The 24,825-nt window shown below is 63.8% G+C and carries 20 protein-coding genes; 14 read left to right on the forward strand and 6 right to left on the reverse strand.

All coding sequences use genetic code 11. From position 1 onward, the window contains the following. Nucleotides 1-675: 675 nt before the first annotated feature. The 5 genes from VOI27_RS10895 to VOI27_RS10915 form a co-directional block, all read right to left on the reverse strand. Nucleotides 676-1,992 (reverse strand): hypothetical protein, encoded by a 1,317-nt coding sequence (locus tag VOI27_RS10895; protein WP_323765375.1) that lies wholly within the window; start codon nt 1,990-1,992, stop codon nt 676-678. Continuing rightward, on the reverse strand, nt 1,986-2,384 hold the full coding sequence (locus VOI27_RS10900) for a TadE/TadG family type IV pilus assembly protein (RefSeq protein WP_323765376.1): 399 nt from the start codon (nt 2,382-2,384) through the stop codon (nt 1,986-1,988). Before VOI27_RS10900 ends, VOI27_RS10895 begins: the two co-directional genes overlap by 7 nt. 134 nt (nt 2,385-2,518) lie before the next feature. Further along, on the reverse strand, nt 2,519-3,559 hold the full coding sequence (locus VOI27_RS10905) for a Hint domain-containing protein (RefSeq protein ID WP_323765377.1): 1,041 nt from the start codon (nt 3,557-3,559) through the stop codon (nt 2,519-2,521). Nucleotides 3,560-4,161: 602 nt separating this feature from the next. After that, complete coding sequence (locus tag VOI27_RS10910) at nt 4,162-4,692, reverse strand: hypothetical protein (protein WP_323765378.1); 531 nt, start codon at nt 4,690-4,692, stop codon at nt 4,162-4,164. 547 nt (nt 4,693-5,239) lie between these two features. Beyond that, the gene (locus VOI27_RS10915; RefSeq protein WP_323765379.1) at nt 5,240-5,851 is read right to left on the reverse strand and encodes a TetR/AcrR family transcriptional regulator; all 612 of its coding nucleotides are present in this window, start codon (nt 5,849-5,851) and stop codon (nt 5,240-5,242) included. A gap of 214 nt (nt 5,852-6,065) precedes the next feature. On the opposite strand from VOI27_RS10915, the gene VOI27_RS10920 reads away from it, so the two are divergent. The 5 genes from VOI27_RS10920 (at nt 6,066) to VOI27_RS10940 (ending at nt 13,465) form a co-directional block, all read left to right on the forward strand. Then, nucleotides 6,066-7,325 carry a hypothetical protein gene (locus VOI27_RS10920; RefSeq protein ID WP_323765380.1) on the forward strand — a complete coding sequence of 420 codons (1,260 nt, stop codon included), beginning with the start codon at nt 6,066-6,068 and terminating at the stop codon, nt 7,323-7,325. Between the two features lie 925 nt (nt 7,326-8,250). Beyond that, on the forward strand, nt 8,251-9,501 hold the full coding sequence (locus VOI27_RS10925) for a sarcosine oxidase subunit beta family protein (protein WP_323765381.1): 1,251 nt from the start codon (nt 8,251-8,253) through the stop codon (nt 9,499-9,501). A 67-nt stretch (nt 9,502-9,568) separates the two neighbouring features. Then, nucleotides 9,569-9,856, forward strand: a complete 288-nt coding sequence (locus VOI27_RS10930) for a sarcosine oxidase subunit delta (RefSeq protein WP_323765382.1) — start codon at nt 9,569-9,571, stop codon at nt 9,854-9,856. Next, entirely contained in the window at nt 9,853-12,909 is a 3,057-nt protein-coding gene (locus VOI27_RS10935; RefSeq protein WP_323765383.1) for a sarcosine oxidase subunit alpha family protein, read from the forward strand. The genes VOI27_RS10930 and VOI27_RS10935 overlap by 4 nt, the downstream gene beginning before the upstream one ends. Nucleotide 12,910: 1 nt before the next feature. Next, the gene (locus VOI27_RS10940) at nt 12,911-13,465 is read left to right on the forward strand and encodes a sarcosine oxidase, gamma subunit (RefSeq protein ID WP_323765473.1); all 555 of its coding nucleotides are present in this window, start codon (nt 12,911-12,913) and stop codon (nt 13,463-13,465) included. Between the two features lie 412 nt (nt 13,466-13,877). Here VOI27_RS10940 and VOI27_RS10945 read toward each other — a convergent pair whose 3' ends face one another. Further along, nucleotides 13,878-14,882: a GlxA family transcriptional regulator gene (locus tag VOI27_RS10945; protein WP_323765384.1), complete on the reverse strand. Its 1,005-nt coding sequence runs from the start codon at nt 14,880-14,882 to the stop codon at nt 13,878-13,880. A gap of 87 nt (nt 14,883-14,969) precedes the next feature. Between VOI27_RS10945 and VOI27_RS10950 the strand changes: the two genes are divergently transcribed. The 9 genes from VOI27_RS10950 (at nt 14,970) to VOI27_RS10990 (ending at nt 24,753) form a co-directional block, all read left to right on the forward strand. Further along, nucleotides 14,970-15,626 carry an XRE family transcriptional regulator gene (locus VOI27_RS10950; protein ID WP_323765385.1) on the forward strand — a complete coding sequence of 219 codons (657 nt, stop codon included), beginning with the start codon at nt 14,970-14,972 and terminating at the stop codon, nt 15,624-15,626. A 258-nt stretch (nt 15,627-15,884) separates the two neighbouring features. Beyond that, the gene (locus VOI27_RS10955; RefSeq protein ID WP_323765386.1) at nt 15,885-16,781 is read left to right on the forward strand and encodes a glutamine amidotransferase family protein; all 897 of its coding nucleotides are present in this window, start codon (nt 15,885-15,887) and stop codon (nt 16,779-16,781) included. A 1-nt stretch (nt 16,782) separates the two neighbouring features. After that, nucleotides 16,783-17,466, forward strand: coding sequence for a GXGXG domain-containing protein (locus tag VOI27_RS10960; RefSeq protein ID WP_323765387.1), 684 nt, complete (start codon nt 16,783-16,785; stop codon nt 17,464-17,466). Between the two features lie 10 nt (nt 17,467-17,476). Then, the gene (locus VOI27_RS10965) at nt 17,477-18,817 is read left to right on the forward strand and encodes an FMN-binding glutamate synthase family protein (RefSeq protein WP_323765388.1); all 1,341 of its coding nucleotides are present in this window, start codon (nt 17,477-17,479) and stop codon (nt 18,815-18,817) included. A 101-nt stretch (nt 18,818-18,918) separates the two neighbouring features. Further along, on the forward strand, nt 18,919-20,277 hold the full coding sequence (glnT, locus tag VOI27_RS10970) for a type III glutamate--ammonia ligase (protein ID WP_323765389.1): 1,359 nt from the start codon (nt 18,919-18,921) through the stop codon (nt 20,275-20,277). Nucleotides 20,278-20,869: 592 nt separating this feature from the next. Beyond that, the gene (locus VOI27_RS10975) at nt 20,870-21,850 is read left to right on the forward strand and encodes a TRAP transporter substrate-binding protein (protein ID WP_323765390.1); all 981 of its coding nucleotides are present in this window, start codon (nt 20,870-20,872) and stop codon (nt 21,848-21,850) included. 70 nt (nt 21,851-21,920) lie between these two features. Beyond that, a complete protein-coding gene (locus tag VOI27_RS10980; protein ID WP_323765391.1) occupies nt 21,921-22,448 on the forward strand; it encodes a TRAP transporter small permease in 528 nt (175 codons plus the stop codon). Nucleotides 22,449-22,460: 12 nt separating this feature from the next. After that, entirely contained in the window at nt 22,461-23,744 is a 1,284-nt protein-coding gene (locus VOI27_RS10985) for a TRAP transporter large permease (protein ID WP_323765392.1), read from the forward strand. 28 nt (nt 23,745-23,772) lie between these two features. Continuing rightward, on the forward strand, nt 23,773-24,753 hold the full coding sequence (locus VOI27_RS10990; RefSeq protein WP_323765393.1) for an aldo/keto reductase: 981 nt from the start codon (nt 23,773-23,775) through the stop codon (nt 24,751-24,753). Nucleotides 24,754-24,825: the final 72 nt, after the last annotated feature.

Genomic DNA, 24,825 nt, shown 5'->3' on the forward strand with positions numbered 1-24,825 from the left:
TCCACGACCAACATCCCACACTGTGCTCCCCGATGATCTCGGGGGCATCATCCACATCAGTGTAAGGGGGTCATTTTTGGACGCCGATCACCCCTCTACGGGGTCAAAATTGCACGCCGGTTCACATGCAAGCAATTGCACGGAAAAACGAGCGCCGAGACGCCACAAGGCGCAAGATCATCTACGGAGCCGCGATCCTTCAACTACTTGACGATGTGCATGGCGAGAAATCCGAAAAGCTACAGCGTTTATTGGACGAGAGGATCAGACGCCCAAGTGATCGTAAATCCCTCGGGTTGCCTGTCATTGGAACGTCAACTGAGCCCGGCTAATGAAAATTCCCCAGCGCCTGATACAGCGTCGAACGGCTCACCCGCGCGCAGATGCCTGAAAGTCGGTGCAGTTAAGCACCTGCTTGTGAAGCACCGCAAATCGAAGGGGGCCTTTGCGGCCAATGAGTTCCGGAATCAGAATAGCGCTCTGGTGATGGAGAAGTTTGAAGCGAGCTGGATTCGCGCGCCCGCATTTGACTTGGGCGTGCGAACAAATGGCAATCCAAGGTTTGACACCGTTGATCTTCGCGATGGCGAACAGAGAGGCGATGCTGGCCCAGGTTCGGCCGCTTCGCAATGCCCTGCAACAGTTGCTTTCTTCCGCGTCGCGGAGTCGTCCTACTCAGTCCACCATCTGATAGCTGTAAAGGCCGAGCCCCAAGTCGTGGTCGCAGGTCCCGAAGGAGGAGTTGGACGTGCCTCGGATTTCGTCGCCCGATATGACAACTGCACCGTCCATGGTGCCCGCATCGGCCGCAAAATGGATCGGTCCGGCGGCCAGAACCGCGCTGCCGTGCAGCTCGAACCCCGAAGCCACCGAGATGCCGCCTCGGGTGACCAGAATCGCGTTGTTCGCAGGGTCGCAGCCGTCGATGGCACCGAAGCGGACACCATTGGCTGCGCTGAATGCCTTAATGTCCGTGTTTTCCTGGTAGATCACAACGTTCTCGAAGGCGACGCCGGAGGGCATCTGGATTGCGCAGTCGGTGCGGATGCCAAGGTTCTGATAGAGTCCGGCGACAAACTTGAGTTTCCCGCCGCCCTGACCGCAGGTCACGTCATAGAAGGCTCCGGACGACAAGGTCTGAGGGGTGACCGGGTTCGAGAGTGAGGTGCCAAGCTGATGCATCTCAACCGGGAGCGTGGCAGCCGAAATCGGGATGTCGAGCGCGCCTTTGCCCTCAAGGCTTGCCTCGAAGTCATCGATCATGCGGGGCACATCGAGCCAGGCAGGACGCACGCGACGCGCTGCATCGAGGCCGGTTTCCTGCCCGGAGGCCAGATTGGCCAGGACCGGGAGCGTCACTTCGGCGTGGGCGCCGAACACCGTGTGGTTCACGAACTGCATCGTGTTGTCGGAATGGATGCAATAATAGGGGCCGAATTCGTTGTTCCCCGAGAATCTTATATGGTTCTCGGCGAGCATTCCGCTGCGCGCGCACTGGTGGCTCTTGGTGCGAAAGACGCTGGAAGCCTCGACTTCAAAACCGGCGAACCCGACAAGACGCGTCAGGAGACCGCGAAGGTAGTTGTTGCGGGCCTGGCCGTAGAGGGCGCTGGCTTGCACGGCGTTTCTGGCATTCGGGTCGGGGGCAAAGAGACGTGTTGTATCGTCCCAGGTGCCGAACTTGATATCCCCGGCATTGATCGCGCGACCTTTTCCGACCGTGCCTACATTCGGCCCGGCGATTTGCAGCGCGGCCGCTCTGGCGCTCGGGGCGTCGCGCGTCTGACGCGCGACAAGCGCGGCATGGGCCACGGTGTCCGTGGCAAGCTGCAGGCGCACCCGGCTGTCGTCACGGCGCATGAAGTCCACCGCAACGCTACTGAACGCAAGCGCGGCAAAAAACATGATCACAGCGCCCGTCGTCATCGATCCGCCCTCGGCGTGGAGGAAGCCGCGGGCCTGTGCCTGAGTCCTGCCCATAGAGATCACCATTCGACCAGCTGCCGATAGGCAACCGCGACATCAACGGGATTGAACGCGTCGAAAAATTTCATCGTCATCAGGTCCTTGGAGGGCACGCTGACCTGAGTGAGAACGTATTCGCCCTCCCGGCTGGTCGTGATCGCCGCGTTCGCGGCAGACAGGCCCATTTCGCTGCGCACATGGGTCTCGACCTCGGGAAGAGACAGGTATCGTCCGGTCGCGTAGGCCCGATTCGCCTCGTTGACCGCAAGGGATATCTGGCTCTGCTTGTGATACATCGACGAGACGTCGATTGTCAGGGCGATGATCAAGGTGAAGATCGGCAACCACAAGGCCGCCTCGACAGAATAGGAGCCGGTTTCGTCGCTCTTGAACCTCTGGAGATAACTCGTGTATTGCATTGGCGTCACCGTGACTTGTAAAATTTTGCGGGTATCGTAACTAATCACGGGAACGTGGCGGAACCGCGTCCGGAATGAAGCGGCAATGTGTCGAGTGGTCGGCTCCCGGACAGAGCGAAGCCACCGCGCAGGCCCTATGCCCGCACCGACTGCTCCTGCTTCATTTGCGCCACGCGCTCTCTGACGGTGGCGACTTTCATGCAGTCTCGTGCCGGCGGTCCGTTGAGCGCCGAACCTCGGTCCATGGCAGGATCACGCTGCCCCCTGAAGCTGCGTTGCTGTGCTCTGGTCATGTGGGCAAGGACCATGGGACCGAGCAGAAGGGATTCCGAAAGGCAACCGTTGGCGAAGACGATCTCGTGACTGTCGAAAGCAAAATGAACCCAGGTCATGTCGCGCTTGCCCATCATTGTGCGGATGCCGGGCAGGTCTGTCAGCGCCTTGGCAGGAACAAGACAAGGCCGGTCGAAGAGGTGTGGCAACTGCCCCTCGCCGCCAACCAGTATCCGATGCTGTGGCGAGACGACCAGGTCGTGCGAGGGACAGCCCGGCCCGAAGGCGCTGCGCCGGATCATTACAGGCTTTGCGTCGCGCGGCGCGTCTTCCAGTGGCTGATCCGCCTGCCGCACCCATCTCACCGGCAAGGGGCCGTGGTCCAGAGTGCTTACAAGGTCCCCGGTCCGTAAGGTTTCGATCCTGCGCGGCCCCTGCGCCGTGGCGATGAGCGTGCCTGGCGCATAACAGGGGACGGTCCCTGGATTCTCGTCTGCCTGCTGGTAGTAGGTGGCCCCGCCGTCATCGGATTGCAGAGAAGTGCCGCCGGGTGCCTGACCGATATCGGTAGCGGTGAGACCGGACGCCGGGCCCTGCGTCGCGGTGGTTCCAGAGCTTTGGGAGACGAATTGCAGAACGGTCCCGGTATCATCCACCAGAGCAAAGGCATCGGTGCCGGTGACCGGAAAGTTTCCTGTCGGCGCGTTCTGGATGGAGTAGACGTCCTGCCCGGCGATGCTCGAATCCGCCGCGCCAAAGGTGTAGGTGGCGTCCACGTGTCCGTTGGCTTTGTAGACGACCAAGGTGTAGCCGCTGACGTCGGTGCCCGCGGGCACAGCGATCTCTACGAAACTGGGGCTGCCGCTGTTGCTCCAGCTGACCTCGGAAATATAGACTGACACGGCTCTGCCCCTTGTTTTTTGCGACTTACTATAGCGCCATCTTGAGGAAACAGGGGGTTAATTGGGTTGGTCAGGCTGTCCGGTTTTTCAGTGCGCCGCGAGAACCACACTCTTGAGGTTTCGGTGAGGATGCGCCGATGTCGTGCCACTGAATATCCCCGTGTATCGTGGATGCCCTTTTTCGCCAGTTTTGTGGCCAGGAGACCATGATGAGCGGGAGCAAGTTTAGCGATGAATTCGCGACGGTCGCGCAGATAACCAGGCGGCGCTACCCTGTCAGAGAAGTAGCGGAGCATCTCGCGGTCAGGCCGTAGCTGCTTTTCGCCTTGAGGAAGACGTTCGCGATGGCGTCATCTGGCGAGGCGGGTCAGATGGGCCGATGCGCACATGAGAGTGGTGACGCTGCCATCGTGGCGATCCCAGTTAGAAAGATGACGAACTTGCATGGCCCACGCCCTTCGCCTGTAGCGGAGGCAAGAGCGGGGACCATCCGAAGTTTAAGTTGCCCCTCCAGCGCGGCCGCGATTGATACCGGCTCGACCACACTAAGAAGGTGGGCCAGAGCCGTCCTCCTCGGCGCAATGAGGCCGCCTCCGTGATCTTTATGCGAAGATGACCACCTCCCAGTCATCGTCATCTTGCAGTTCGGCAGACGCGTCATTTTCGGGGAGGGGCGGGAGAGAGAACAAAGCGTCGAAAATCTCCGCAACCTCGTCTTTCTCACAGTCATCGTTGGCGTGGAATTTCTGATGGCCCAGGCCATTGGCATATCCGATGCTCTCGTGGTCATGGCCGACGCCGTTCTGGTGGCCGGTGCTGTCCTCCTGATGGCCGACTGGGGTCGCCTTGGCACCTGCGCCGCTTTCGCAGCTGTCGTCGGGCCAGTCGTCCTCCGGGTCTTCGAAAATGGCATGCTTGAGGTCCGCTTCATCCTTCTCACAGTCATCGTCGCCGTGGAATTTCTGATGGCCCGAGCCGTTGGCATATCCGGTGCTCTCGTGGTCATGGCCGACGCCGTTCTGGTGGCCGGTGCTGTCCTCCTGATGGCCGACTGGGGTTACCTTAGAACCTGCGCCGTTTTCACAGCCGTCGTCGGGCTCATTCACAGTGGTAAAATTCTTCGCATACTTCATTTTGGACACTCACCTTTTGAATTCCGAGCTGTCGAAAACCAACTGCATTACCAGGCGGACTGTCAGCTTCCATATCATTATCCGACCCGGTCTTCCCTGCCGTATAGGAAAAGGCTAATAAGTTATTTTGCCAAGTTATTTCCGCATTTTGGTCTAAATTGATTCTGTTTGTTTCTGGCGAGTAAACAGCCAGCTTCTTTTCCCGTAATTGGAGAGAAAGGTTACGCCGTAAGCGGAGGAAAGCCTGCCAATCGACTGATTCGATCTCGACCGAAATACCTGTGCGCCACTTCAAAACATCTTAGAAGCAACAGAAACGTTGGGGATGTCCGCAGAGCGTGGTGGCGGACTGTGCGAGCCGGTGTATGCGCGGTATGGCATACATACCAATGTCGCCGGCACAATACCCAAGGGGGCAAAGCGAGCCAGTCCGCGCGGACTGCACCGTTTTAAAGCAACCAAGCCGTCGTCGGCCGACCGCACGACGTGCGCGCAGAAGCAGCGGCGCCCACCTGACCAACACGATCTTCGACGCCCCACTTAGTGTTCAGCAACCTTGACCAAAGGTTGCCCGAACCAATCGGCACATCAAGTCGCGAGCGTCTGCGTCAGAGAGGTCTTGATCGCAGCAGAGCTCCCGCCACGTCAAAAAGCTGGACGCGTGAGCTATGGCAGCCCGCTGAAGGTCTGTGGCTTGCGCTTTTGGCACGCCAAACCCCGCATGCAATACACCACGAATATCTTCCAACCATTTGGCAAAACCCGTGAGGGTTTCCTTGAGCGCCGGAGACCCCTCTGCGTGCCGGATCACGTTGGCGAGCATCTGCGCATTCGGCCGATAATAGGAATAGATCAGATCGAGCACAGTGGTGAGGCGCTCATGACCGCCAGTGATGTGGCGCAGTTGCCCGGCATCCGGAAGAGGGTTCTGAGACAGCCAACGGCTCGAGCATGCCGCGAACAGGGCCGTCTCATCCGGGAAATGCCTGTAGACCGTGGCGCGCCGGACATTGGCCCTCTCTGCAACCGCGCTGATCGTCGTGAACGCCGGGCCGACGCTGCCGTGCAGATCGACCGCGGCCTGGGCGATGCGGGCCCGGGTTTCGGCTTCACCTTCGGCGCGCTTGCGCTTGGTATAGGATCCACTTTCGCTGGACATATGTGTTCGCCGAATATTGACACGACTCACCGGGTGGGTCTTACTTGATGATACACGCATGTTCAGCGAAAGGAATTGTGATGGACCAGAAAGTGATGGAAGCCCCGGCCAGGGTGCTTGGCCCGGATGACGGACAGCTCGGGGTCTTCGCGACAATAGCGGGATATGACCGGCTGCGGAGCAGTGAGACCTATCTTCAGAGGGGGATGTGAACATGCCGAATACTTTGACTATTTCCGTCCGCGACAAGGGCGGGGCCAACATCGCGGAGCTGTTCGACGCGCTGGAACAGGGGCTGATGACCGCAGATGGCACCACCATGGAGCTCGGCCCCGTGGGCACCGCGCTGATGACCGCAGATGCAGGCACCACGGAGTTCGGCGCTGAGGGCACCGCGCTGATGACCACGGATATGGGCACCCTGGAGTTCGGCGCTGAGGGCACCGCGTTAATGACGGATGCGGGCACCATGGAGCTCGGCCCCGAGGGCACCGCGCTGATGAGCACGGATGCAGGCACCATGGAGTTGCGCATCGATTACACCACCATCGCCGGCGAGGTTCACGCCACCGGTCTGACCGTCGTCGACGACGGCGATGTGGTCTGGCAGGGGATCTATGCCGAGCCGCAGCCGCTGGGCTTCGGCTCATGGGGGATGAGCACTGGCACGCTCTTTGATCCGCTTCTGGGCGACACCCGGATCGACATGAAGGGCAGCAAGGGCGATGACTGGGCCACCGGCTCTGATTTCGGCGACCGCTTCAAGCTCGGCGGTGGCAACGATGCAGCCAATGGCGGCGACGGCGATGACCTGTTCAAGGGCGGCACGGGCAACGACCTGCTGATCGGCGGCGCCGACAATGACAGGCTGTCGGGGGGAAACGACAACGATCTGCTGATCCTCGGCACCGGCAATGACCGCGCCGATGGCGGCAGGGGCAACGACGTGCTGATCCTCTCCAGCGGGCAGGACGTTGCCAAGGGCGGCAAGGGCAATGACATTTTCATCGTCGACTCCACCGCAGATACCGACGACCCGAACGTCCAGGCCCGGATCACCGATTTCAGTCGTGACGATCTCCTTGTCTTCACCGAATTCGACGTCGCGATGCCCGAGGGCTTTGGCGGCGAAACGCTGGCCGATCTCGTAAATAGCACGATTGACGACTTTGTCTGGCGCGAGACCAGGAATGGCGTCGAGATTCAGGCGGGGGACGCGACGCTTCGGCTGAAAGGCGTGTCGGCGGATGAGATCGATCTCGACCAGCTTGTGTTCTCGATCGAAAGCACCGCCGACACAGCAACGCTGTTCGACACCGGCGGCCCCGGAGGACACTTGGGCACATCGCTGGCGGGTGATCCCTTCCTGATGATCCCCGAAAATAACGGCGCCGACACATCGTTCCTCGACTTCGGATCGGACGAAGCGAGCTACGATCTCTGGGGCGGCGATTTTTCAGGATTTGTCACCTAAGGGGCCGAAACCACCCTCTGACAAAAGCCCGCAGCGCATACCGCGGAGCTTCACCGCGGAAATCAGGCCCATCATCCGCAATCCGGCACCATATGGCAGACCGCCAACCCGGGCGGTCTGCTCGCTGCGCGCACGAGTCGTCCTGATGACCCAGCGAATCCCGGAATGCGCTCGGGTTCTTTAGCTTGTTGGTCAAGCCGGCCAACAGGCCGAGAAGGACGCCGTCAGGCGCGCTTTTCCTGCGAAGAAATACCAGTCGATGTCGCCATCGAGGTTTTTCGACGGGGGGCCTTTGAGCGGCCGCATGCACACCTTAAGTTGGTTATGAAGGGCGTTCGCGTATTGAATGTGAAGGCTTTAGGCGATCTTTTTCCTGCCCGGTGAATTGCTCAGCACCATATGGAATAGGCCATGGCGCGTCGCGAATTTGGCGTAAGCAGGGAAGCCTTGCCGAATACTTATGTTCATGCTCGCCAAGTTTCGGGAACCCGGCAATTTGACCACTCTTCAAACCTTGCAACCCCGTGGGCCACCTTGCTGGCAAGCTATTGATTTCCCTGTGCCAAGCTGAGCAGTTGCGTGGGACACCAGGCCCTTAAAAATCAATTACTTAGCCCGCGGGTGGGACTCCCCTACGGGCTGCCACTTTTCGCCTTAGATCACCAAATCGTATCGCAGAATGCCGCTCCATGCGGGCCGCATCGGGCGTTCGAGCCACCAACTCGCAAAACGCAAACATGGGTCAACCGCCCACGGTACAGTGCGATCACCCTCCCCATGTCATGCCCGCGACTCCGCAAAACGCATCAGCCAAACGCCCCAACCAGACAGCGAATGTCGGGTTTGAACAGCTTCTCGTCCGATCCCGGCCTCCTGCACTGCTGCGAAATCCTGCATTCTGGTGTCGCAAACGAGCGAGGTCGCGATGAAGTATTCAGGTCTGCGAGTGATCAAGGAAGCCCTGACCGGCCACAGAGGCTGGGGCCCGGCGTGGCGCGATCCCGAGCCGCAGAAGAGCTATGACACCGTCATCATCGGCGGCGGCGGGCACGGGCTGGCGACGGCCTATTACCTGGCCAAGCACTTCGGCGGGAAACGCATCGCGGTGCTGGAAAAAGGCTGGATTGGCGGCGGCAACGTCGGTCGCAACACCACGATCATCCGTTCGAACTACCTGCTCGACGGCAACGAGCCGTTCTATGAATTCTCGCTGAAGCTCTGGGAAGGTCTGGAGCAGGAGTTGAACTACAACGCAATGGTCAGCCAGCGCGGCATCCTCAACCTCTATCACAACGACGGCCAGCGCGACGCCTTCGTCCGCCGCGGCAATGCGATGATCCTCAATGGCGCCGATGCCGAGATGCTCAGCGTCGGCCAGATCCGCGAGCGCTATCCGTTTCTCGATTTCGACAACGCCCGCTTTCCCATCAAGGGCGGGCTGGCCCAGCATCGCGGCGGCACGGTGCGCCATGACGCGGTGGCCTGGGGCTATGCGCGGGGCGCCGACAGCCACGGCGTCGACATCATCCAGAACTGCGAGGTCACCGGTTTCCGCATCGAGGACGGGGTCTGCAAGGGCGTCGAGACCTCGCGCGGTTTCATCGGGGCCGGCAAGGTCGCTTCCTGCGTCGCCGGATCGTCGAGCCGCGTCATGGCGCTCGCCGGCATGCGCCTGCCGATCGAGAGCCACGTCTTGCAGGCCTTCGTCTCGGAGGGGCTGAAGCCGGTGCTGCCGGGGGTCATCACCTTCGGTGCCGGGCACTTCTATTGCAGCCAGTCCGACAAGGGCGGGCTGGTCTTCGGCGGCGATCTCGACGGCTACAATTCCTATGCCCAGCGCGGCAACCTGCCCGCGGTCGAAGATGTCTGCGAGAGCGGCATGGCGCTGATCCCGGCGCTGGGCCGCGCGCGGCTGCTGCGGATGTGGGGCGGGGTGATGGACATGTCGATGGACGGCTCGCCGATCATCGACCGGACCGATGTCGACGGGCTCTACTTCAACGGCGGCTGGTGCTACGGCGGCTTCAAGGCGACGCCGGCCTCGGGCATGTGCTACGCGCATCTGCTGGCCACCGACACCCCGCATGAAACCGCCACCGCCTATCGCTTCGACCGCTTCCGCCGCGGGCTGATGATCGATGAAAAAGGCGTGGGCGCGCAGCCCAACCTGCATTGACCGTGGGTATCTCAGCAAAAGCGGGAACCGGATTTGCGGTTCGAGATGCGAACAGAGGATCTGAAAGATGATGATCGACCACCCCCTCCTCGGTCCGCGTGACGCGCAGGAGTTCACCTATCTCGGCGACGCATCCCTGATCGACCGCCCCGACTGGCAGGCCGAGGATGCCGTGGACCAATTCCACGACTACCTCTACCTGCGCGACAATCCGGCGGGCGTTCACCGCGAGTTGTGGTTCCACGAGATGGGCGACCGCAGCTGGCTGGTGGTGACCCGCAATACCGTGACCCATGAAATCACATCGGTTGAACTGGCCCGCGACGTGGCCCGCAGCCGGGGGCGCAGCAAATGACGTTTACAGACCATCTTCGTGACGGGGCCAAGGGCCTGTCGCTGAACCTCCAGCGCTTCAAGGGCGCAGCCGACGCACAGACCGGACCGTCGAAGGGCGCGACACAGGTCAACCGCCTGTCCGGCGGCCAGATCGACACCTCGCGTACCCTGTCCTTCACCTTCGATGGCAAGACCTATCGGGGCCATCCGGGCGACACGCTGGCCTCGGCGCTGCTGGCCAACGGCGTGCGGCTGATGGGCCGGTCGTTCAAGTATCACCGCCCCCGCGGCGTGCTGACCTCGGGCAGCGAAGAGCCCAACGCGCTGGTCGAGCTGCGCACCGGCGCCCGGCAAGAGCCCAACACCCGCGCCACCACCGCCGAGCTGTTTGACGGGCTCGAGGCCAACAGCCAGAACCGCTGGCCCACGCTCAAGCACGACGCGATGGCGATCAATGACCGGTTCTCGAACTTCCTCACCGCCGGCTTCTACTACAAGACCTTCATGTGGCCCGCCGCCTTCTGGGAAAAGCTCTACGAGCCAGTGATCCGCAAGGCCGCGGGCCTCGGCTCGCTGTCGCTGCAGGCGGACCCGGACCAGTACGACAAGGGCTTTTTGCACTGCGACCTGCTGATCGTCGGCGCCGGTCCGGCGGGCCTTTCTGCCGCACTGACCGCAGGCCGGACGGGCGCGCGGGTGATCCTCGCCGACGAGGATTTCGCCATGGGCGGACGGCTGAACGCCGAGACCTTCGGCATCGACGACACCGCGGGGGCCGACTGGGCCGCGGCTGCCGTGGCGGAACTGCACAGCATGGACAACGTCCGCTGCATGCCCCGCACCACGGTGATCGGCGCCTTCGACCACGGCATCCATGGCGCGGTCGAGCGGGTCTCGGACCACCTGCCCGTGCCTGCCGCCGGAAAGCCGCGGCAGATCCTCTGGCGGATCTATGCGAAACGGACCCTGCTTTGTGCCGGGGCCATCGAGCGGCCGATTGCTTTCGAGAACAACGACCGCCCCGGCATCATGCTGGCCGGCGCGATGCGCGCCTATGCCAACCGCTGGGCCGCGACGCCGGCGCAGAAGGTCGCGGTCTTCACCAACAACGACGACGGTCATCGCACCGCCGTGGACCTGATGGCCAAGGGTGTGAAGGTCGCGGCCGTGATCGACGTTCGCCCCGACGCGCCGCGGATCGCCGATTGCGAGCTTCTGGCCGGCGCGCAGGTGGTGGACACCTCCGGTCGGCTGGGTCTCACCTTCGTCAAGCTGCGGCAGGCCGACGGCGCGGAGCGGATGATCGAATGCGGCGCGCTTGGGGTGTCGGGCGGCTGGAACCCCAACGTGCATCTGACCTGCCACCAGCGCGGTCGTCCGGTCTGGAACGAAGCCATTGCCGCCTTCGTCCCCGGCGGCGCGCTGCCACAGGGCCAGAGCGTGGCCGGGGCCGCCATGGGCGCCTTCTCGACCCATGCCGCGCTCGCCACCGGCGCGGATGGCGCTGTCGCCGCACTGGACACGCTCGGGATCAAAGCCGACAAGGCCCCCCTTCCCCGCGCCGAGGATGCGCCTGTCAACCTCAAGCCCTTCTGGTATGTTGCCGGCAAGGGCCGCGCCTGGCTCGACCAGCAGAACGACGTCACCGTCAAGGACGTGAAGCTGGCGCATCAGGAAAACTTCCGCTCGGTCGAGCACCTCAAGCGTTACACCACGCTGGGCATGGCGACCGACCAGGGCAAGACCTCGAACATGGGCGGCCTCGCCATCATGGCGGAACTCGCCGGCAAGACCATCCCGGAGGTCGGCACCACGATCTTTCGCCCGCCCTACACCCCTGTCTCCATGGGCACCCTCGGTGGCCGGTCGCGCGGTGAAAACTTCCACCCGGTGCGCGAAACCCCCAGCCACAGGTGGGCCACCGAACAGGGCGCGGTCTTTGTCGAGACCGGCAACTGGCTGCGCGCCCAGTGGTTCCCCCGCCCCGGCGAGACCACCTGGCGCGAGAGCGTCGACCGCGAGGTGCGCGCGGTGCGCAGCTCGGTGGGGGTCTGCGACGTGACCACGCTGGGCAAGATCGATGTGCAGGGCACTGATGCGGCGGAGTTCCTCAACACGGTCTATGCCAACGGTTTCGCCAAGCTGGCGGTCGGCAAGACCCGCTATGGCGTGATGCTGCGCGAGGATGGCATCGTGATGGACGACGGCACCGCCGCGCGGCTGGCCGAGGATCATTTCGTGGTGACGACCACCACCGCCAACGCAGTCAGCGTCTATCGCCACCTCGAATTCGTGCGCCAGTGCCTGTTTCCCGACATGGACGTGCAGCTGATCTCCACCACCGAGGCCTGGGCGCAATACGCCGTCGCGGGGCCGAACAGCCGCAAGCTGTTGCAGAAGATCGTCGATCCAGAGGTGGACATCTCGAACGAGGCCTTCCCCTTCATGGGCTGCGGCGAAGTCACCGTCTGCGGCGGTCTGCGCGCCCGGTTGTTCCGCATCTCCTTCTCCGGCGAGCTGGCCTTCGAGATCGCGGTGCCGACGCGCTATGGCGATGCCTTGATCCGCAAGTTGATGCAGGCCGGCGAGGAATTCGACGTGGTGCCCTATGGCACCGAGGCGCTCGGCGTGATGCGGATCGAGAAGGGCCATGCAGCCGGCAACGAACTGAACGGCACGACCACGGCGCTCAACCTCGGCATGGGGCGGATGGTGTCGAAAAAGAAGGACGCCATCGGCTCGACCCTGTCGGAGCGCGCGGGGCTGAACGCCGACGACGCGCTGGCGCTGGTCGGCTTGCGGCCGAAGGTGGCCGAGGACAAGGTCACCGCCGGTGGGCACCTGATGAACAAGGACGGTCCGGTCGATGCGGCGCATGACCAGGGCTATGTCACCTCGGCCTGCTATTCGCCGATCCTGAACAGCCATATCGGCATCGGCTATCTGAAATCCGGCTCCGAGCGCATGGGCGAGACCCTGCGCCTGGTCAGCCCGCTGACCGGCCAGAACATCGAGGTCGAGGTGGTCTCGGCCCATTTCGTCGATCCAGAGGGGGACCGTCTCCGTGCATGACATGATCGCAGTGACCGCGCTTGGCGGGGCAACAGCGCAGATCGATGATTTCGACGGGCTGCGGATATCGGAATGCCCGGATTGGGCGCTGGCCTCACTGGCGGCGCGGCTGGGGCGCGAGGCTGAGCTGGCTGAGGCGGCCGCGCGGTTTCTGGGCGCTGGCCTGCCAGAGGTCGGATGTTGCGGCGGGGTGGCGCCTTTCGGGGTGTTCTGGATCGGGCCGGAGCAGTGGATGATCGAAGCGCCGCACGCCAGCCACGAGGATCTCGCGGCGCAGGTCAAGGCGGCTGTCGGGTCGGCCGGGTCGGTCACCGAGCAGAGCGACGGCTGGGTGCGGTTTGACCTGGAGGGGGTGCGGTGCCATGACGTGCTGGAGCTTTGCTGCAACGCCGACAGTCGCGCCATGGCGGTCGGAGCGGTAACGCGAACGCGGATCGAGCACCTGGGCTGCTTCCTGATCCGTCGCGGCACCGGGCATTTCAGCGTGCTGGGCCCACGGTCCTCGGCCGGCAGCCTGCATCACGCACTGGTGGGCGCGGCGAAGAGCGCGATTTGACTGGTGGGGTGGCAGTTCTGTTCCGCCGGCGGCATCTGTCACCCAGCGCGTCAATTGCTGGCATCACGACGGAGGCACACAGCCGGAGCGCAGTTTTGGCTTTGCGCCGTCGACGGAGTCTGCCCTCAAGCGCCTCAACTGCGAGCTAGAGCCTGTCGCTCATTGTTTGCGCGAGACCAGCTTCATGCTCCCGTCGCCGTCTGCCACCCAGCGCACTAACAGCGGGCTGAAAGCCCGCCGCGCATCGTCATGCCGGTGGCATGCCTTCGGCATGACGCCGCCCCCAGGTCCGGCAATTTGGCCGCCCGCAGCGCTCCGGCTCCTAAGTCTACGGGCTTGCCTATATGAACTGCCACATGCGCCGTCGGGTCGCCGCACCGCGGCCCGGCGATGCGCGGCTCCGCACCGGCGCTCATGACGGGATCGGTCGGTTCTTCTCCACCCGGAACAGGTTGATCTTCTGCCTGTCCTCCTTGGGCGTGGTGCCAAAGGCCTCGCGGTATTGCCGCACCAGCGGCGCGGTGGCGCCGTAGCCCACCGCCGCGGCGATGCTCGACATGCTGTCGTTGGAATAAAGCACCAGTTGCCGCGCCGCATTCATCCGCAGGTTGCGGTAGTAGCGCGACGGGCTCTGCCCCGTGGCCGCCTTGAAGTTCCGCTCGAGCTGGCGCGGCGAGAGCCCCACCATCCGCGCCACATCATCGACGTTCACCGGGTCCTCGATATGGTCGCCGAAGATCCGCACCGCCTGCGCCACCGTCGGCGGCAGCATGTCAGAGGTGCTTTCGCGGCGCAGGGTCGGCACCTTCTGCCGCACGCCTTGGCCACGCATCAGCGGATGCTGAAACCAGCAGGCGACCTCGGTCGTTACCTCCTCGCCCAGCTTCTCGTCGATCAGGCTGAGCATCAGGTCGAACACCGCCGCCGCCCCCGACACGGTCAGCCGGTCGCGGTCGATGATGATCACGTCGCTCTCCACCCGCATCTCGGGGAATTCCGCGGCAAAGGCGGCCTCGTAACACCAGTGGACGGAACAGACATGGCCGTCGAGCAGGCCCGAGCGCGCCAGCGGAAACACCCCGCCGCTGACCCCGCCGACCCGCACGCCGTGCCGGCTCAGGCTGCGCAGCCGGCCGTTCGAGGGCCGCGGCGTATCGAACCGCGCCAAGGGTCCTGAGAGCAGGAACAGGTAGTCGAGCGTCAGGTCGTCACTCAGCGCCTGATCCGGGTCGAACCAGATGTCGGCGCTGGATTTCACCCGCGCGCCGGTCTCGCCGATCAGCTTCCAGCGAAACGCGTCCTGACCGGAAATCTCGTTCGCCGCGCGCAGGGGCTCGATCGCCGAAGTCAGACAGGACATCGGAAAGCCGGGGAAAATGAGAAACCCCAAAGTGGTTGTGTTTTCACCTCTGGTCATTACGGTATTCCTGAGAGGAAACTTGGCGCGGGTCAACCCCGGTCGTCGCGCCGGCAGTGCCGGACGCCTGTTGAGGATGTGTGGTAGATGGTACAGCAGACAACGGACGCAGCAAGATCGCGCAAGGCCCTGACGCAGGATCCCCACCGTGTTGGCGAAGAGCGTGAAAAGAACCTCGAGGTCGCGATCGGCCGCGAGGTCCGCGCCTATCGCAAGCAGCAGAACATGACGGTCGCCGATCTGGCCCGGGCCAGCGGATTGTCGATCGGCATGCTGTCCAAGATCGAGAACGGCAATACCTCGCCCTCGCTCAACACCCTGCAGACCCTGTCGCATGTGCTCAGCGTGCCGCTGACCGCCTTTCTGCGGCGGTTCGAGGAAAAGCGCTCGGCGGTGCATACAAGGTCCGGCCGTGGCGTCGAGATGGAGCGCGAGGGCACCCGCGCGGGCCACCAGTACAACCTGCTCGGCCATATCGGATCGAACGCCAGCGGGGTGATGGTCGAACCCTATCTGATTACCCTGTCAGAGACCTCCGACGTGTTTCCGACGTTTCAGCACGAGGGGATCGAGACGATCTACATGCTCGAAGGCACGGTGGATTACCGCCATGGCTCCGAGGTCTTCAGGCTCGAGCCCGGCGACACGCTGTTCTTTGACGCCGATGCGCCGCATGGGCCCGAGGGGCTGGTGCGGCTGCCGATCCGCTACCTGTCGATCATCTCCTATCCGCAAGCCAACTGACTCGCGCCGCAGGTCCGCGACGGGGTTGCCGGCGCCAATAGGGCGCGGGTCGTTCCGGCCGTGGCCGCGCGGGAAGATCTTCGGCCGCTCATGAATCGTGCATGTCGGCCGAGGAACGCTTGGAATTTGACCGCGTCGCGCCGTCGCGACCCCTGTTCGGCGGAATTATTCCCCAAATGCAAAAAAGTTTCTTATGAGTTGAGGGGGCGACGGGTCGGTGATAGCGTCCGGCCAGAGGCAACAAGAAGGGTCTGCGCCATGTGCGGAATCGTTGGATTATTCATCAAGGACAGGTCGCTGGAGCCGCAGCTCGGCAGCTTGCTGACCGACATGCTGGTCACCATGACCGACCGCGGCCCCGACAGTGCCGGCATCGCGATCTACGGCGGCCAGAACGCCGGTGCGGCCAAGCTGACCGTGCAATCGGATGACCCCGGAACCGATTTCGCGACCTTGGCCGAGGATCTCGGTCTGGCGATCGCGGCCGGCGTCACCGGCACCGTCAAGGACAGCCACATCGTGCTGACCCTGCCCGCCGACAAGGTGGCCGAGGCCCGTCAGGCGCTGCCGGAACTGCGCCCGGCCGCCAAGGTCATGAGCAGCGGCGAGACCATGGAGATCTACAAGGAAGTCGGCCTGCCCAAGGACGTGGCCGCCCGCTTTGCCCTGTCGCAGATGAGCGGCAGCCATGGCATCGGCCACACCCGCATGGCCACCGAATCCGCCGTCACCACGATGGGCGCGCACCCGTTCTCGACCGGGATGGACCAGTGCCTCGTGCACAACGGATCGCTGTCCAACCACAACTCGTTGCGCCGCAAGCTGCGCCGCGAGGGCATCCACATCGAGACGATGAACGACACCGAGGTCGGCGCCGCCTACCTGACCTGGAAAATGCAGACCGGGTCGAGCCTCGGGGAAGCGCTGGAAAGCAGCCTCGCCGATCTCGACGGGTTCTTCACCTTTGTCGTCGGCACCAAGGACGGCTTCGGCGTTGTGCGCGACCCGATCGCCTGCAAGCCCGCAGTGATGGCCGAGACCGATCAATACGTCGCCTTCGGCAGCGAATACCGCGCCCTCGTCAACCTGCCGGGCATCGAAGACGCCCGCGTCTGGGAGCCCGAGCCCGCAACCGTCTACTTCTGGAACCACTGACATGCAGAGATTCGACTTGGAAGCGCAGGGGCTCCGCGCCCTGAACGAGGCCCTGCACGCGCAGGCGGAAACCACCAACCAGACCGCGTGGGAAGTGGTCAACGCGCGCGGCAGCCATGCCATCGCCGTCGGCCTCGACGCGCCGATCGAGGTCAGGGTCATGGGCTCCACCGGCTATTACTGCGCCGGGATGAACAGCCAGGCCACGGTGCATGTGCATGGCTCCGCCGGGCCGGGCGTGGCCGAGAACATGATGTCGGGCAAGGTGATCGTCGAGGGCGACGCCAGCCAGTATGCCGGGGCGACCGGTCATGGCGGGCTGCTCGTCATCAAGGGCAATGCCAGCTCGCGCTGCGGCATCTCGATGAAGGGCATCGACATCGTGGTACATGGCAACATCGGCCACATGTCGGCCTTTATGGCCCAATCCGGCAACCTCGTGGTGCTGGGCGATGCCGGCGACGCGCTGGGGGATTCGCTCTACGAGGCCCGGCTCTTCGTGCGCGGCAGCGTCAAGAGCCTCGGCGCCGACTGCATCGAGAAGGAGATGCGCCCCGAACACATCGAGATCCTGCGCGACCTGCTGGAGCGTGCCGGGGCGGATGCCAAGCCGGAAGAGTTCAAACGCTACGGTTCGGCCCGCAAGCTCTACAACTTCGACGTCGACAACGCGTCCGCCTACTGAGGAGATGGACATGAAAGACCAGACAACACCGGCCATCCCGCGGACCGAACCGATCCAGTCCGAGACCTTCACCAACCCGATCAACGCCGAGATCCGCCGCGCCGCGGCCACCGGCATCTATGACATCCGCGGTGGCGGTGCGAAACGCCGGGTGCCGCATTTCGACGACCTGCTGTTTCTCGGCGCCTCGATCTCGCGCTACCCGCTCGAAGGCTACCGCGAGAAATGCGAGACCAAGGTGACCCTTGGCACCCGCTTCGCCAAAAATCCCGTCGTGCTGGACACCCCGGTCACCATTGCCGGCATGAGCTTCGGGGCCCTGTCCGGCCCCGCCAAGGAAGCCCTGGGCCGTGGCGCCAGCGCCGCCGGCACCTCGACCACCACCGGCGACGGCGGCATGACAGAGGAAGAGCGCGGCCACTCCAAGACGCTGGTCTACCAGTACCTGCCTTCGCGCTACGGCATGAACCCGCGCGACCTGCGCCGCGCCGATGCGATCGAGATCGTCGTCGGCCAGGGCGCCAAGCCCGGTGGCGGCGGCATGTTGCTGGGTCAGAAGATCAGCGACCGCGTGGCGGGCATGCGCAACCTGCCCAAGGGCATCGACCAGCGCTCGGCCTGCCGTCACCCGGACTGGACCGGACCTGACGATCTGGAAATCAAGATCCTCGAAATCCGCGAAATCACCGGCTGGAAGGTGCCGATCTACGTCAAGATCGGCGGCACCCGGCCCTATTACGACACCACGCTGGCGATCAAGGCCGGGGCGGACGTCGTGGTTCTCGACGGCATGCAGGGCGGCACCGCGGCGACGCAGGACGTCTTCATCGAACATGTCGGCCTGCCGACGCTGGCCTGCATCCGCCCTGCCGTTCAGGCGCTGCAGGACCAGGGGCTGCACCGAGAGGTCCAGCTGATCGTCTCTGGCGGCATCCGCACCGGCGCCGACGTGGCCAAGGCGATCGCCCTGGGCGCGGACGCGGTCGCCATCGGCACCGCCGCGCTGATCGCGCTGGGGGACAATGATCCGAAGTGGGAGGCAGAGTACCAGAAGCTCGGCACCACCGCCGGCGCCTATGACGACTGGCAGGAGGGCCGCGACCCGGCCGGCATCACCACCCAGGACCCGGAGCTGATGGCACGGTTCGATCCGATCGAAGGCGGCCGGCGGCTGAAGAACTACCTCAAGGTGCTGACGCTGGAGGCGCAGACGATCGCGCGGGCCTGCGGCCACAACCACCTGCACAACCTCGAGCCGGAGGACCTCTGCGCGCTGACCATGGAGGCCGCGGCCATGGCCAGGGTGCCGCTGGCCGGCACCGACTGGTACCCCGGCAAGGCAGGGTTCTGAAACACGCGCGGCGCGGCCCCACCCGGGTCGCGCCGCTTTGCAAAGCGGGTGCCGGCCTGAACGGACACCGAGATGACTTCGACAGAGAGGATCAAGATCACATGCCCCGAGATCAAGTGGCGCCCGACGCGCAGACCAACCTCGCCGAGTACGCCGCCGAGCGCGACATCAAGTACTTCATGATTTCCTTTACCGACCTGTTCGGCGGACAGCGCGCCAAGCTGGTGCCGACGCAGGCGATCGCCGACATGCAGGAGAACGGCGCGGGATTTGCAGGCTTTGCCACCCATCTCGACATGACGCCGGCGCATCCCGACATGCTGGCGGTGCCCGACCCCTCGTCGGTGATCCAGCTGCCGTGGAAGCCAGAGGTCGCCTGGGTCGCCGCTAACTGCGTCATGGAAGGCGAGGACGTGGCGCAGGCGCCGCGCAACGTGCTGCGCCGGCTGATCAACGAGGCCGCGCAGGAGGGCATGCACGTCAAGACCGGCATCGAGGCCGAGTTCTTCCTGCTGACGCCGGACGGCGAGCAGATCAGCGACGAGTTCGATACCGCCGACAAGCCCTGCTACGACCAACAGGCGGTGATGCGCCGCTATGACGTGGTGCGCGAGATCTGCGACTACATGCTGGAAATGGGCTGGGGCCCCTACCAGAATGACCACGAGGACGCCAATGGCCAGTTCGAGATGAACTGGGATTTCGACGACGTCCTGAAGACCGCCGACAAGCACTCCTTCTTCAAGTTCATGACCAAGTCGGTGGCCGAAAAGCACGGCTTCCGCGCCACCTTCATGCCCAAGCCCGTCGAGGGGCTGACCGGCAACGGCTGTCACGCGCATATCTCGGTCTGGGATGCGCCGGGCAAGGCATCGAAGAAGAACGTCTTTGCCGGCGAAAAGGGCGACAGCCCGACGGCGCAACTGGGCCTGTCGGAGAAGGGCAAGCACTTCCTCGGCGGCATCATGAAACACGCCAGCGCGCTGGCCGCGATCACCAACCCGACGGTGAACTCCTACAAACGCATCAACGCGCCGCGCACCATGTCGGGGGCGACCTGGGCGCCCAATACCGTGACCTGGACCGGCAACAACCGCACCCACATGGTGCGCGTCCCCGGCCCCGGCCGCTTCGAGTTGCGCCTGCCAGACGGCGCGGTGAACCCCTACCTGCTGCAGGCGGTGATCATCGCCGCCGGTCTCAGCGGCGTACGCTCCAAGGCCGACCCCGGCAAGCGCTGGGACATCGACATGTACGCCGAGGGCCACAAGGTGAAGGGCGCGCCGAAATTGCCGCTCAACATGCTCGACGCGCTGCGCGATTACGACAAGGACGCGGCATTGAAGTCCATGATGGGCGAGGCGTTCTCCTCGGCTTATCTGAAGCTCAAGCGGCAGGAATGGAACTCCTTCGTGTCGCATTTCTCGCGCTGGGAAAAGGCGCATACGCTGGATATCTGACCCATTCGGCACCGGTGAAAACGCCGTCGCGGGCTTCCTGCGGCGGCGTTTTGCGTGCCTGCATCGCCGCGACGCGCGGCCGCGCGCCGGACCCCGCTCAGGGGCCTCTCCGCAAGCCCCGGCAGAAGGTCCCGGATCCGGTCCGACACGGCGGCGAGGCAGGTTCCTTCCGTCCCGTGTCCCTCGCAAAAGGCGGACTCGCGACGGCATGCCCTGCCCCGGTTCAAGACCTGAATCGTCCAATGCCGAAAATTTTATCTTGACTTAACTGGGATACTAGTAATCATTAGGAGCAAGACAGGATCGCAAGGTGCCCCGGGGAGAACAACGGGCGCCGCACGGTCACGAGTGACGCGACACGGGGGGGACGGCCGCGGAAAGCATCGGGCTGATGACAGCAGGACCAGCGGTCCTGCGACTGTCGCAGCCTGGCGCCACAACGCAATCTAATTCCGACAGGACTGCCGCCGCCAAGTCGACAACCGGCGCACCGCTGGCTCGTGGCGGCCTGTCAAAGTTACCCGCGACGGGCGGCCCACCGGCCCCCGTCGCGGATCGGATCAACTGGTTACGATATCCAAGGGAGGACACCATGTACCAGAAATTCACCACCACGCTTCTCGCCACGGCGGCCGCCGCGGCACTGCTCGCCACGGCCGCCTCGGCCGAGAACTGGCGCGCCTGGAACATCCACAGCGACGGCCATCCGAACACCGCCGCGATGGACCGTTTCGCCGAGCTGGTCGAGGACAAGACCGACGGCGAGGTCACCATCGAGGTGTTCCACGGCGGCGTTCTTGGCAGCCAGCCCGATGCGCTCGAGCAGGTGCGCCTGGGCGCCATCGAGGTCGGCAACTTCAACCTCGGCCCGATCGGCCCGATGGTGAAGGAGGCCAACCTCGTCTCGCTGCCGTTCATCTTCAAGAGCGTGCCGCACATGTTCCGCGTGCTCGACGGCGAAGCCGGCCAGATGGTCTCTGACGCGATGGCCGAGGCCGGCCTGCTGCCGCTGGCCTGGGTTGATGCCGGCGCGCGCTCGTTCTACACCCAGAAACCGATCAACACGCCCGACGACGTCGCCGGCCTGAAGATCCGGGTGATGAACAACGATCTCTACACCGCGATGATCTCGGCCATGGGCGGCAACCCCTCGCCGATGGCCTTTGGCGAGGTCTACCAGTCGCTGAAGACCGGTGTGGTCGACGGCGCCGAGAACAACTTCCCCTCGTTCAAGAACGTGGCGCATTACGAGGTGACCACCAACTATTCGCTCTCCGAGCACCTGATCATCCCGGAATGCATCTGCGTCAACACCACCAAGTTCGAGGCGCTCTCGCCCGAACTGCAGGACGAAGTGCGCGCAGCCGCCGAAGAGGCCGGTCTCTACCAGCGCGAGCTCTGGGCGGTACAGTCCGAACAGGCGCGCAAGGATGTCGAGGAAGCGGGCGTCACGGTCAACGAGATCGCCGACAAGACCCCGTTCCAGGATGCCATGGTCGCGGTCTATGACGACTACCTGGCCGCCAACCCCGACATGCGCAAGCTGGTCGAGCTCGCCCAGTCGACCGAATAACGCCTGACTGACAGAAATCCAGAAACGCCCGGCCCAAGGATGGAGCCGGGCGTTTTTCGGGAGAAAAGCAATGAACGATACCCCCGAACTGCTCAAGGGCCTGCGCGCGCTCGAGCGTGTCTTCGATGCCATCGTCTGGGTCTGCCGCGTGGTGGCCGGTGCGGCGCTGGTGGTGATGACGCTGATCTTTGGCTGGCTGGTCTTCGGCCGCTACGTGATGAACGACACCCCCACCTGGGTCGAGCAATACTCGCTGCTGCTGGTGATGCTGATCGCCTTTCTCGGCGCCGCCGTCGGCGTGCGCGAGAACACCCACCTCTCGGTGGTGGCCTTCCGCACCATGGTGCCCGCCCGCGTGCGCACCGTCTTCGTGATCCTGTCGGACATCTTCATGGTGCTCTTCGGCGGTCTGATGCTCTGGTACGGGGCGCTGCTCACCCAGTTCAAGTGGAACTCGCTGATCCCGCTGATCCAGATCAGCGAAGGTTATCGCTCCTTGCCGCTGACCATCGCCGGCGGGCTGATCCTCGTCTTCTCCCTCGGCCATCTGACGCGCGTCTTCCTCGGCCGCGATCACCGCGTCGATTCGATCGAATAAAGGCAAAATCCCATGGGACTTCTCTTGCTTCTCGGGCTGTTTGCCTTCTGCGTCGTCATCGGCACGCCGGTGGCCTTCGCGCTCGGCATCTCGGCCATCGCCGCCTTCTGGTACGAGGGCCTGCCGCTGATGATCGGCTTTCAGCGCATCGTCTCGGGCATCAACGTGTTTTCGCTGATGGCCATCCCCTTCTTCATCTTCGCCGGCGAGCTGATGTTTCATGGCGGCATCGCCATGCGGCTGGTGCGGTTTGCCTCGGCCGCGGTCGGTGCGGTGCGCGGCGGGCTCGGCATCGTCAACGTCTTTTCCTCGATGCTGTTCGGCGGCATCTCGGGTTCGGCCATCGCCGACATCTCGGCGCTGGGCTCGATCCTGGTGCCGGTGATGAAGGACAAGGGCTATGACGCCGATTACGCCGTCAACGTCACCGTCACCTCCTCGATCGCCGGGATCATCATTCCGCCCAGCCACAACATGATCATCTTCGCCATCGCCGCCGGCGGCGGCATCTCGATCTCCAAGCTGTTCCTCGCCGGCGTGGTGCCGGGCGTGCTGATGTGCCTCTGCCTTGCCGCCGCGGCCTATATCGTCGCGGTCAAACGCGGCTACCGGGCCGAGACCTTCCCGGGCTGGCAGGCGCTGGCCTTCACCTTCTTCAGCGCCATCCCCGGCCTGATGACGGCGGTGATCATCGTCGGCGGCGTGCTCTCGGGCGTCTTCACCGTCACGGAATCCGGGGCTTTCGGCGCGATCTATGCCTTCCTGGTGACGCTGCTGGTCTATCGCAACATCACCTGGGAGAACTTCAAGATCGCGGTCTCGTCCTCGGTCAAGACCACTTCGATGGTGATGATCCTGATCGCCTGCGCCGCGGCTTTCGCCTACATGCTCACCTTCTACCGGGTGCCGAGCCTGACCATCGAGCTGATGACCGGGCTGACCGACAACCCGATCCTGATCCTGCTGATGATCAACCTCGTGCTGCTGATGCTGGGGATGATCATGGACATGGCGGCGCTGATCCTGATCTGCACACCGATCTTTCTGCCGGTGGCCAACAGCATCGGCGTCGATCCCTACCAGTTCGGCATGATCCTGCTGGTCAACCTCGGCCTCGGCCTCTGCACCCCGCCGGTGGGCTCCTGCCTCTTCGTCGGCTGTGCCGTCGGTGGATTGCCGATGGAAAAGGCTGTGCGCACGATCTGGCCGTTCTACATCGCGATCTTCGTGGCACTGATGCTGATCACCTTCGTGCCGGCGATTTCGCTGACCCTGCCCAACCTGGTCGGGTCCTGACCGCAACTTTCACTCTGAGGTAAAGACAGTGAACCAGACTTTCGGAAACACCGGGCTGACGACCAGCCCCATCGTTTATGGCTGCATGGGCGGCGCCGGCGCCTTTGGCGCGCAGGAAGAGAGCGACAGCATCGAGGCGCTGCGCGCGGCCTTTGACGTCGGCATCAATTTCTTCGACACCGCCGAGGCCTATGGCGCGGGCTATTCCGAGCAGCTGTTGCATCGCGCGCTTGGCGACAAGCGCAAGGAGATCGTGATCTCCTCGAAGGTGGCCGAGCGCAACGCCGCGCCGGAGGACGTGATCACCGCCTGCGAACGCAGCCTCAAGAACCTCGGCACCGATCACATCGACATCTACATGCTGCACTGGCCCAACCGCGAGGTGCCGCTGGCCGAGACCCTGGGCGCGCTCAAGGCCTTGAAGGACGATGGCAAGATCGGCCATTACGGCGTGTCGAACTTCGGCAGCGCCGATCTTGACGAGGCGCTGGCGCTTGGCGAGATCTCGGTCAACCAGCTGCCCTATCACCTGTTCTACCGCGCCATCGAGTTCGAGGTGCAGCCCAAGTGCGCAGCCGCGGGCGTGCCGATCATGTGCTATTCCTCTCTGATGCAGGGGCTTCTGGCCGGCAAGTACAAATCGCTGCAGGATTTCCCGGTCAACCGCGCCCGCACCCGGATGTTCGACCACGCCAAATGGGCCGAGGCGGTGCATGGCGAGGACGGTGCCGAGGACGCCGGACAAGAGCTGCTCGACGCGCTGTGGAAGATGACCGATGAGACCGGTCTGAGCATGGAAGAGCTGGCCATCGGCTGGCTGAAGTCGCGCCCTGCCGTGGGCGGCGTGATCGTCGGCACCCGCAACGGCGAACAGAGCCGCGGGCTGAAGAAGCTGCTCGAGGTCGAGCTGTCGCCAGAGGTGCTGCAAAAGCTCGATCAGGCGTCGGACCCGCTCAAGCAGGCGCTCGGGTCGAACATCGACATGTGGGGCAAGGGCCGCACCCGCTAAACGACTCGCACGAATGCCAAAGCCCTCCCTGTCGTTGACAGGGAGGGCTTTTTTCCGTCCGGACGTCCGGCA

The organism is Marinovum sp., assembly GCF_034669705.1.
Lineage (GTDB): Bacteria > Pseudomonadota > Alphaproteobacteria > Rhodobacterales > Rhodobacteraceae > Marinovum.

Bases quoted from the DNA above. Each gene is read 5' to 3' on its own strand.
- VOI27_RS10895 (WP_323765375.1), bottom strand. From the start codon at position 1,992: ATGGTGATCTCTATGGGCAGGACTCAGGCACAGGCCCGCGGCTTCCTC.
- VOI27_RS10900 (WP_323765376.1), bottom strand. From the start codon at position 2,384: ATGCAATACACGAGTTATCTCCAGAGGTTCAAGAGCGACGAAACCGGC.
- VOI27_RS10910 (WP_323765378.1), bottom strand. From the start codon at position 4,692: ATGAAGTATGCGAAGAATTTTACCACTGTGAATGAGCCCGACGACGGC.
- VOI27_RS10915 (WP_323765379.1), bottom strand. From the start codon at position 5,851: ATGTCCAGCGAAAGTGGATCCTATACCAAGCGCAAGCGCGCCGAAGGT.
- VOI27_RS10920 (WP_323765380.1), top strand. From the start codon at position 6,066: ATGCCGAATACTTTGACTATTTCCGTCCGCGACAAGGGCGGGGCCAAC.
- VOI27_RS10925 (WP_323765381.1), top strand. From the start codon at position 8,251: ATGAAGTATTCAGGTCTGCGAGTGATCAAGGAAGCCCTGACCGGCCAC.
- VOI27_RS10930 (WP_323765382.1), top strand. From the start codon at position 9,569: ATGATGATCGACCACCCCCTCCTCGGTCCGCGTGACGCGCAGGAGTTC.
- VOI27_RS10935 (WP_323765383.1), top strand. From the start codon at position 9,853: ATGACGTTTACAGACCATCTTCGTGACGGGGCCAAGGGCCTGTCGCTG.
- VOI27_RS10940 (WP_323765473.1), top strand. From the start codon at position 12,911: ATGATCGCAGTGACCGCGCTTGGCGGGGCAACAGCGCAGATCGATGAT.
- VOI27_RS10945 (WP_323765384.1), bottom strand. From the start codon at position 14,882: ATGACCAGAGGTGAAAACACAACCACTTTGGGGTTTCTCATTTTCCCC.
- VOI27_RS10950 (WP_323765385.1), top strand. From the start codon at position 14,970: ATGGTACAGCAGACAACGGACGCAGCAAGATCGCGCAAGGCCCTGACG.
- VOI27_RS10955 (WP_323765386.1), top strand. From the start codon at position 15,885: ATGTGCGGAATCGTTGGATTATTCATCAAGGACAGGTCGCTGGAGCCG.
- VOI27_RS10960 (WP_323765387.1), top strand. From the start codon at position 16,783: ATGCAGAGATTCGACTTGGAAGCGCAGGGGCTCCGCGCCCTGAACGAG.
- VOI27_RS10965 (WP_323765388.1), top strand. From the start codon at position 17,477: ATGAAAGACCAGACAACACCGGCCATCCCGCGGACCGAACCGATCCAG.
- glnT (WP_323765389.1), top strand. From the start codon at position 18,919: ATGCCCCGAGATCAAGTGGCGCCCGACGCGCAGACCAACCTCGCCGAG.
- VOI27_RS10975 (WP_323765390.1), top strand. From the start codon at position 20,870: ATGTACCAGAAATTCACCACCACGCTTCTCGCCACGGCGGCCGCCGCG.
- VOI27_RS10980 (WP_323765391.1), top strand. From the start codon at position 21,921: ATGAACGATACCCCCGAACTGCTCAAGGGCCTGCGCGCGCTCGAGCGT.
- VOI27_RS10985 (WP_323765392.1), top strand. From the start codon at position 22,461: ATGGGACTTCTCTTGCTTCTCGGGCTGTTTGCCTTCTGCGTCGTCATC.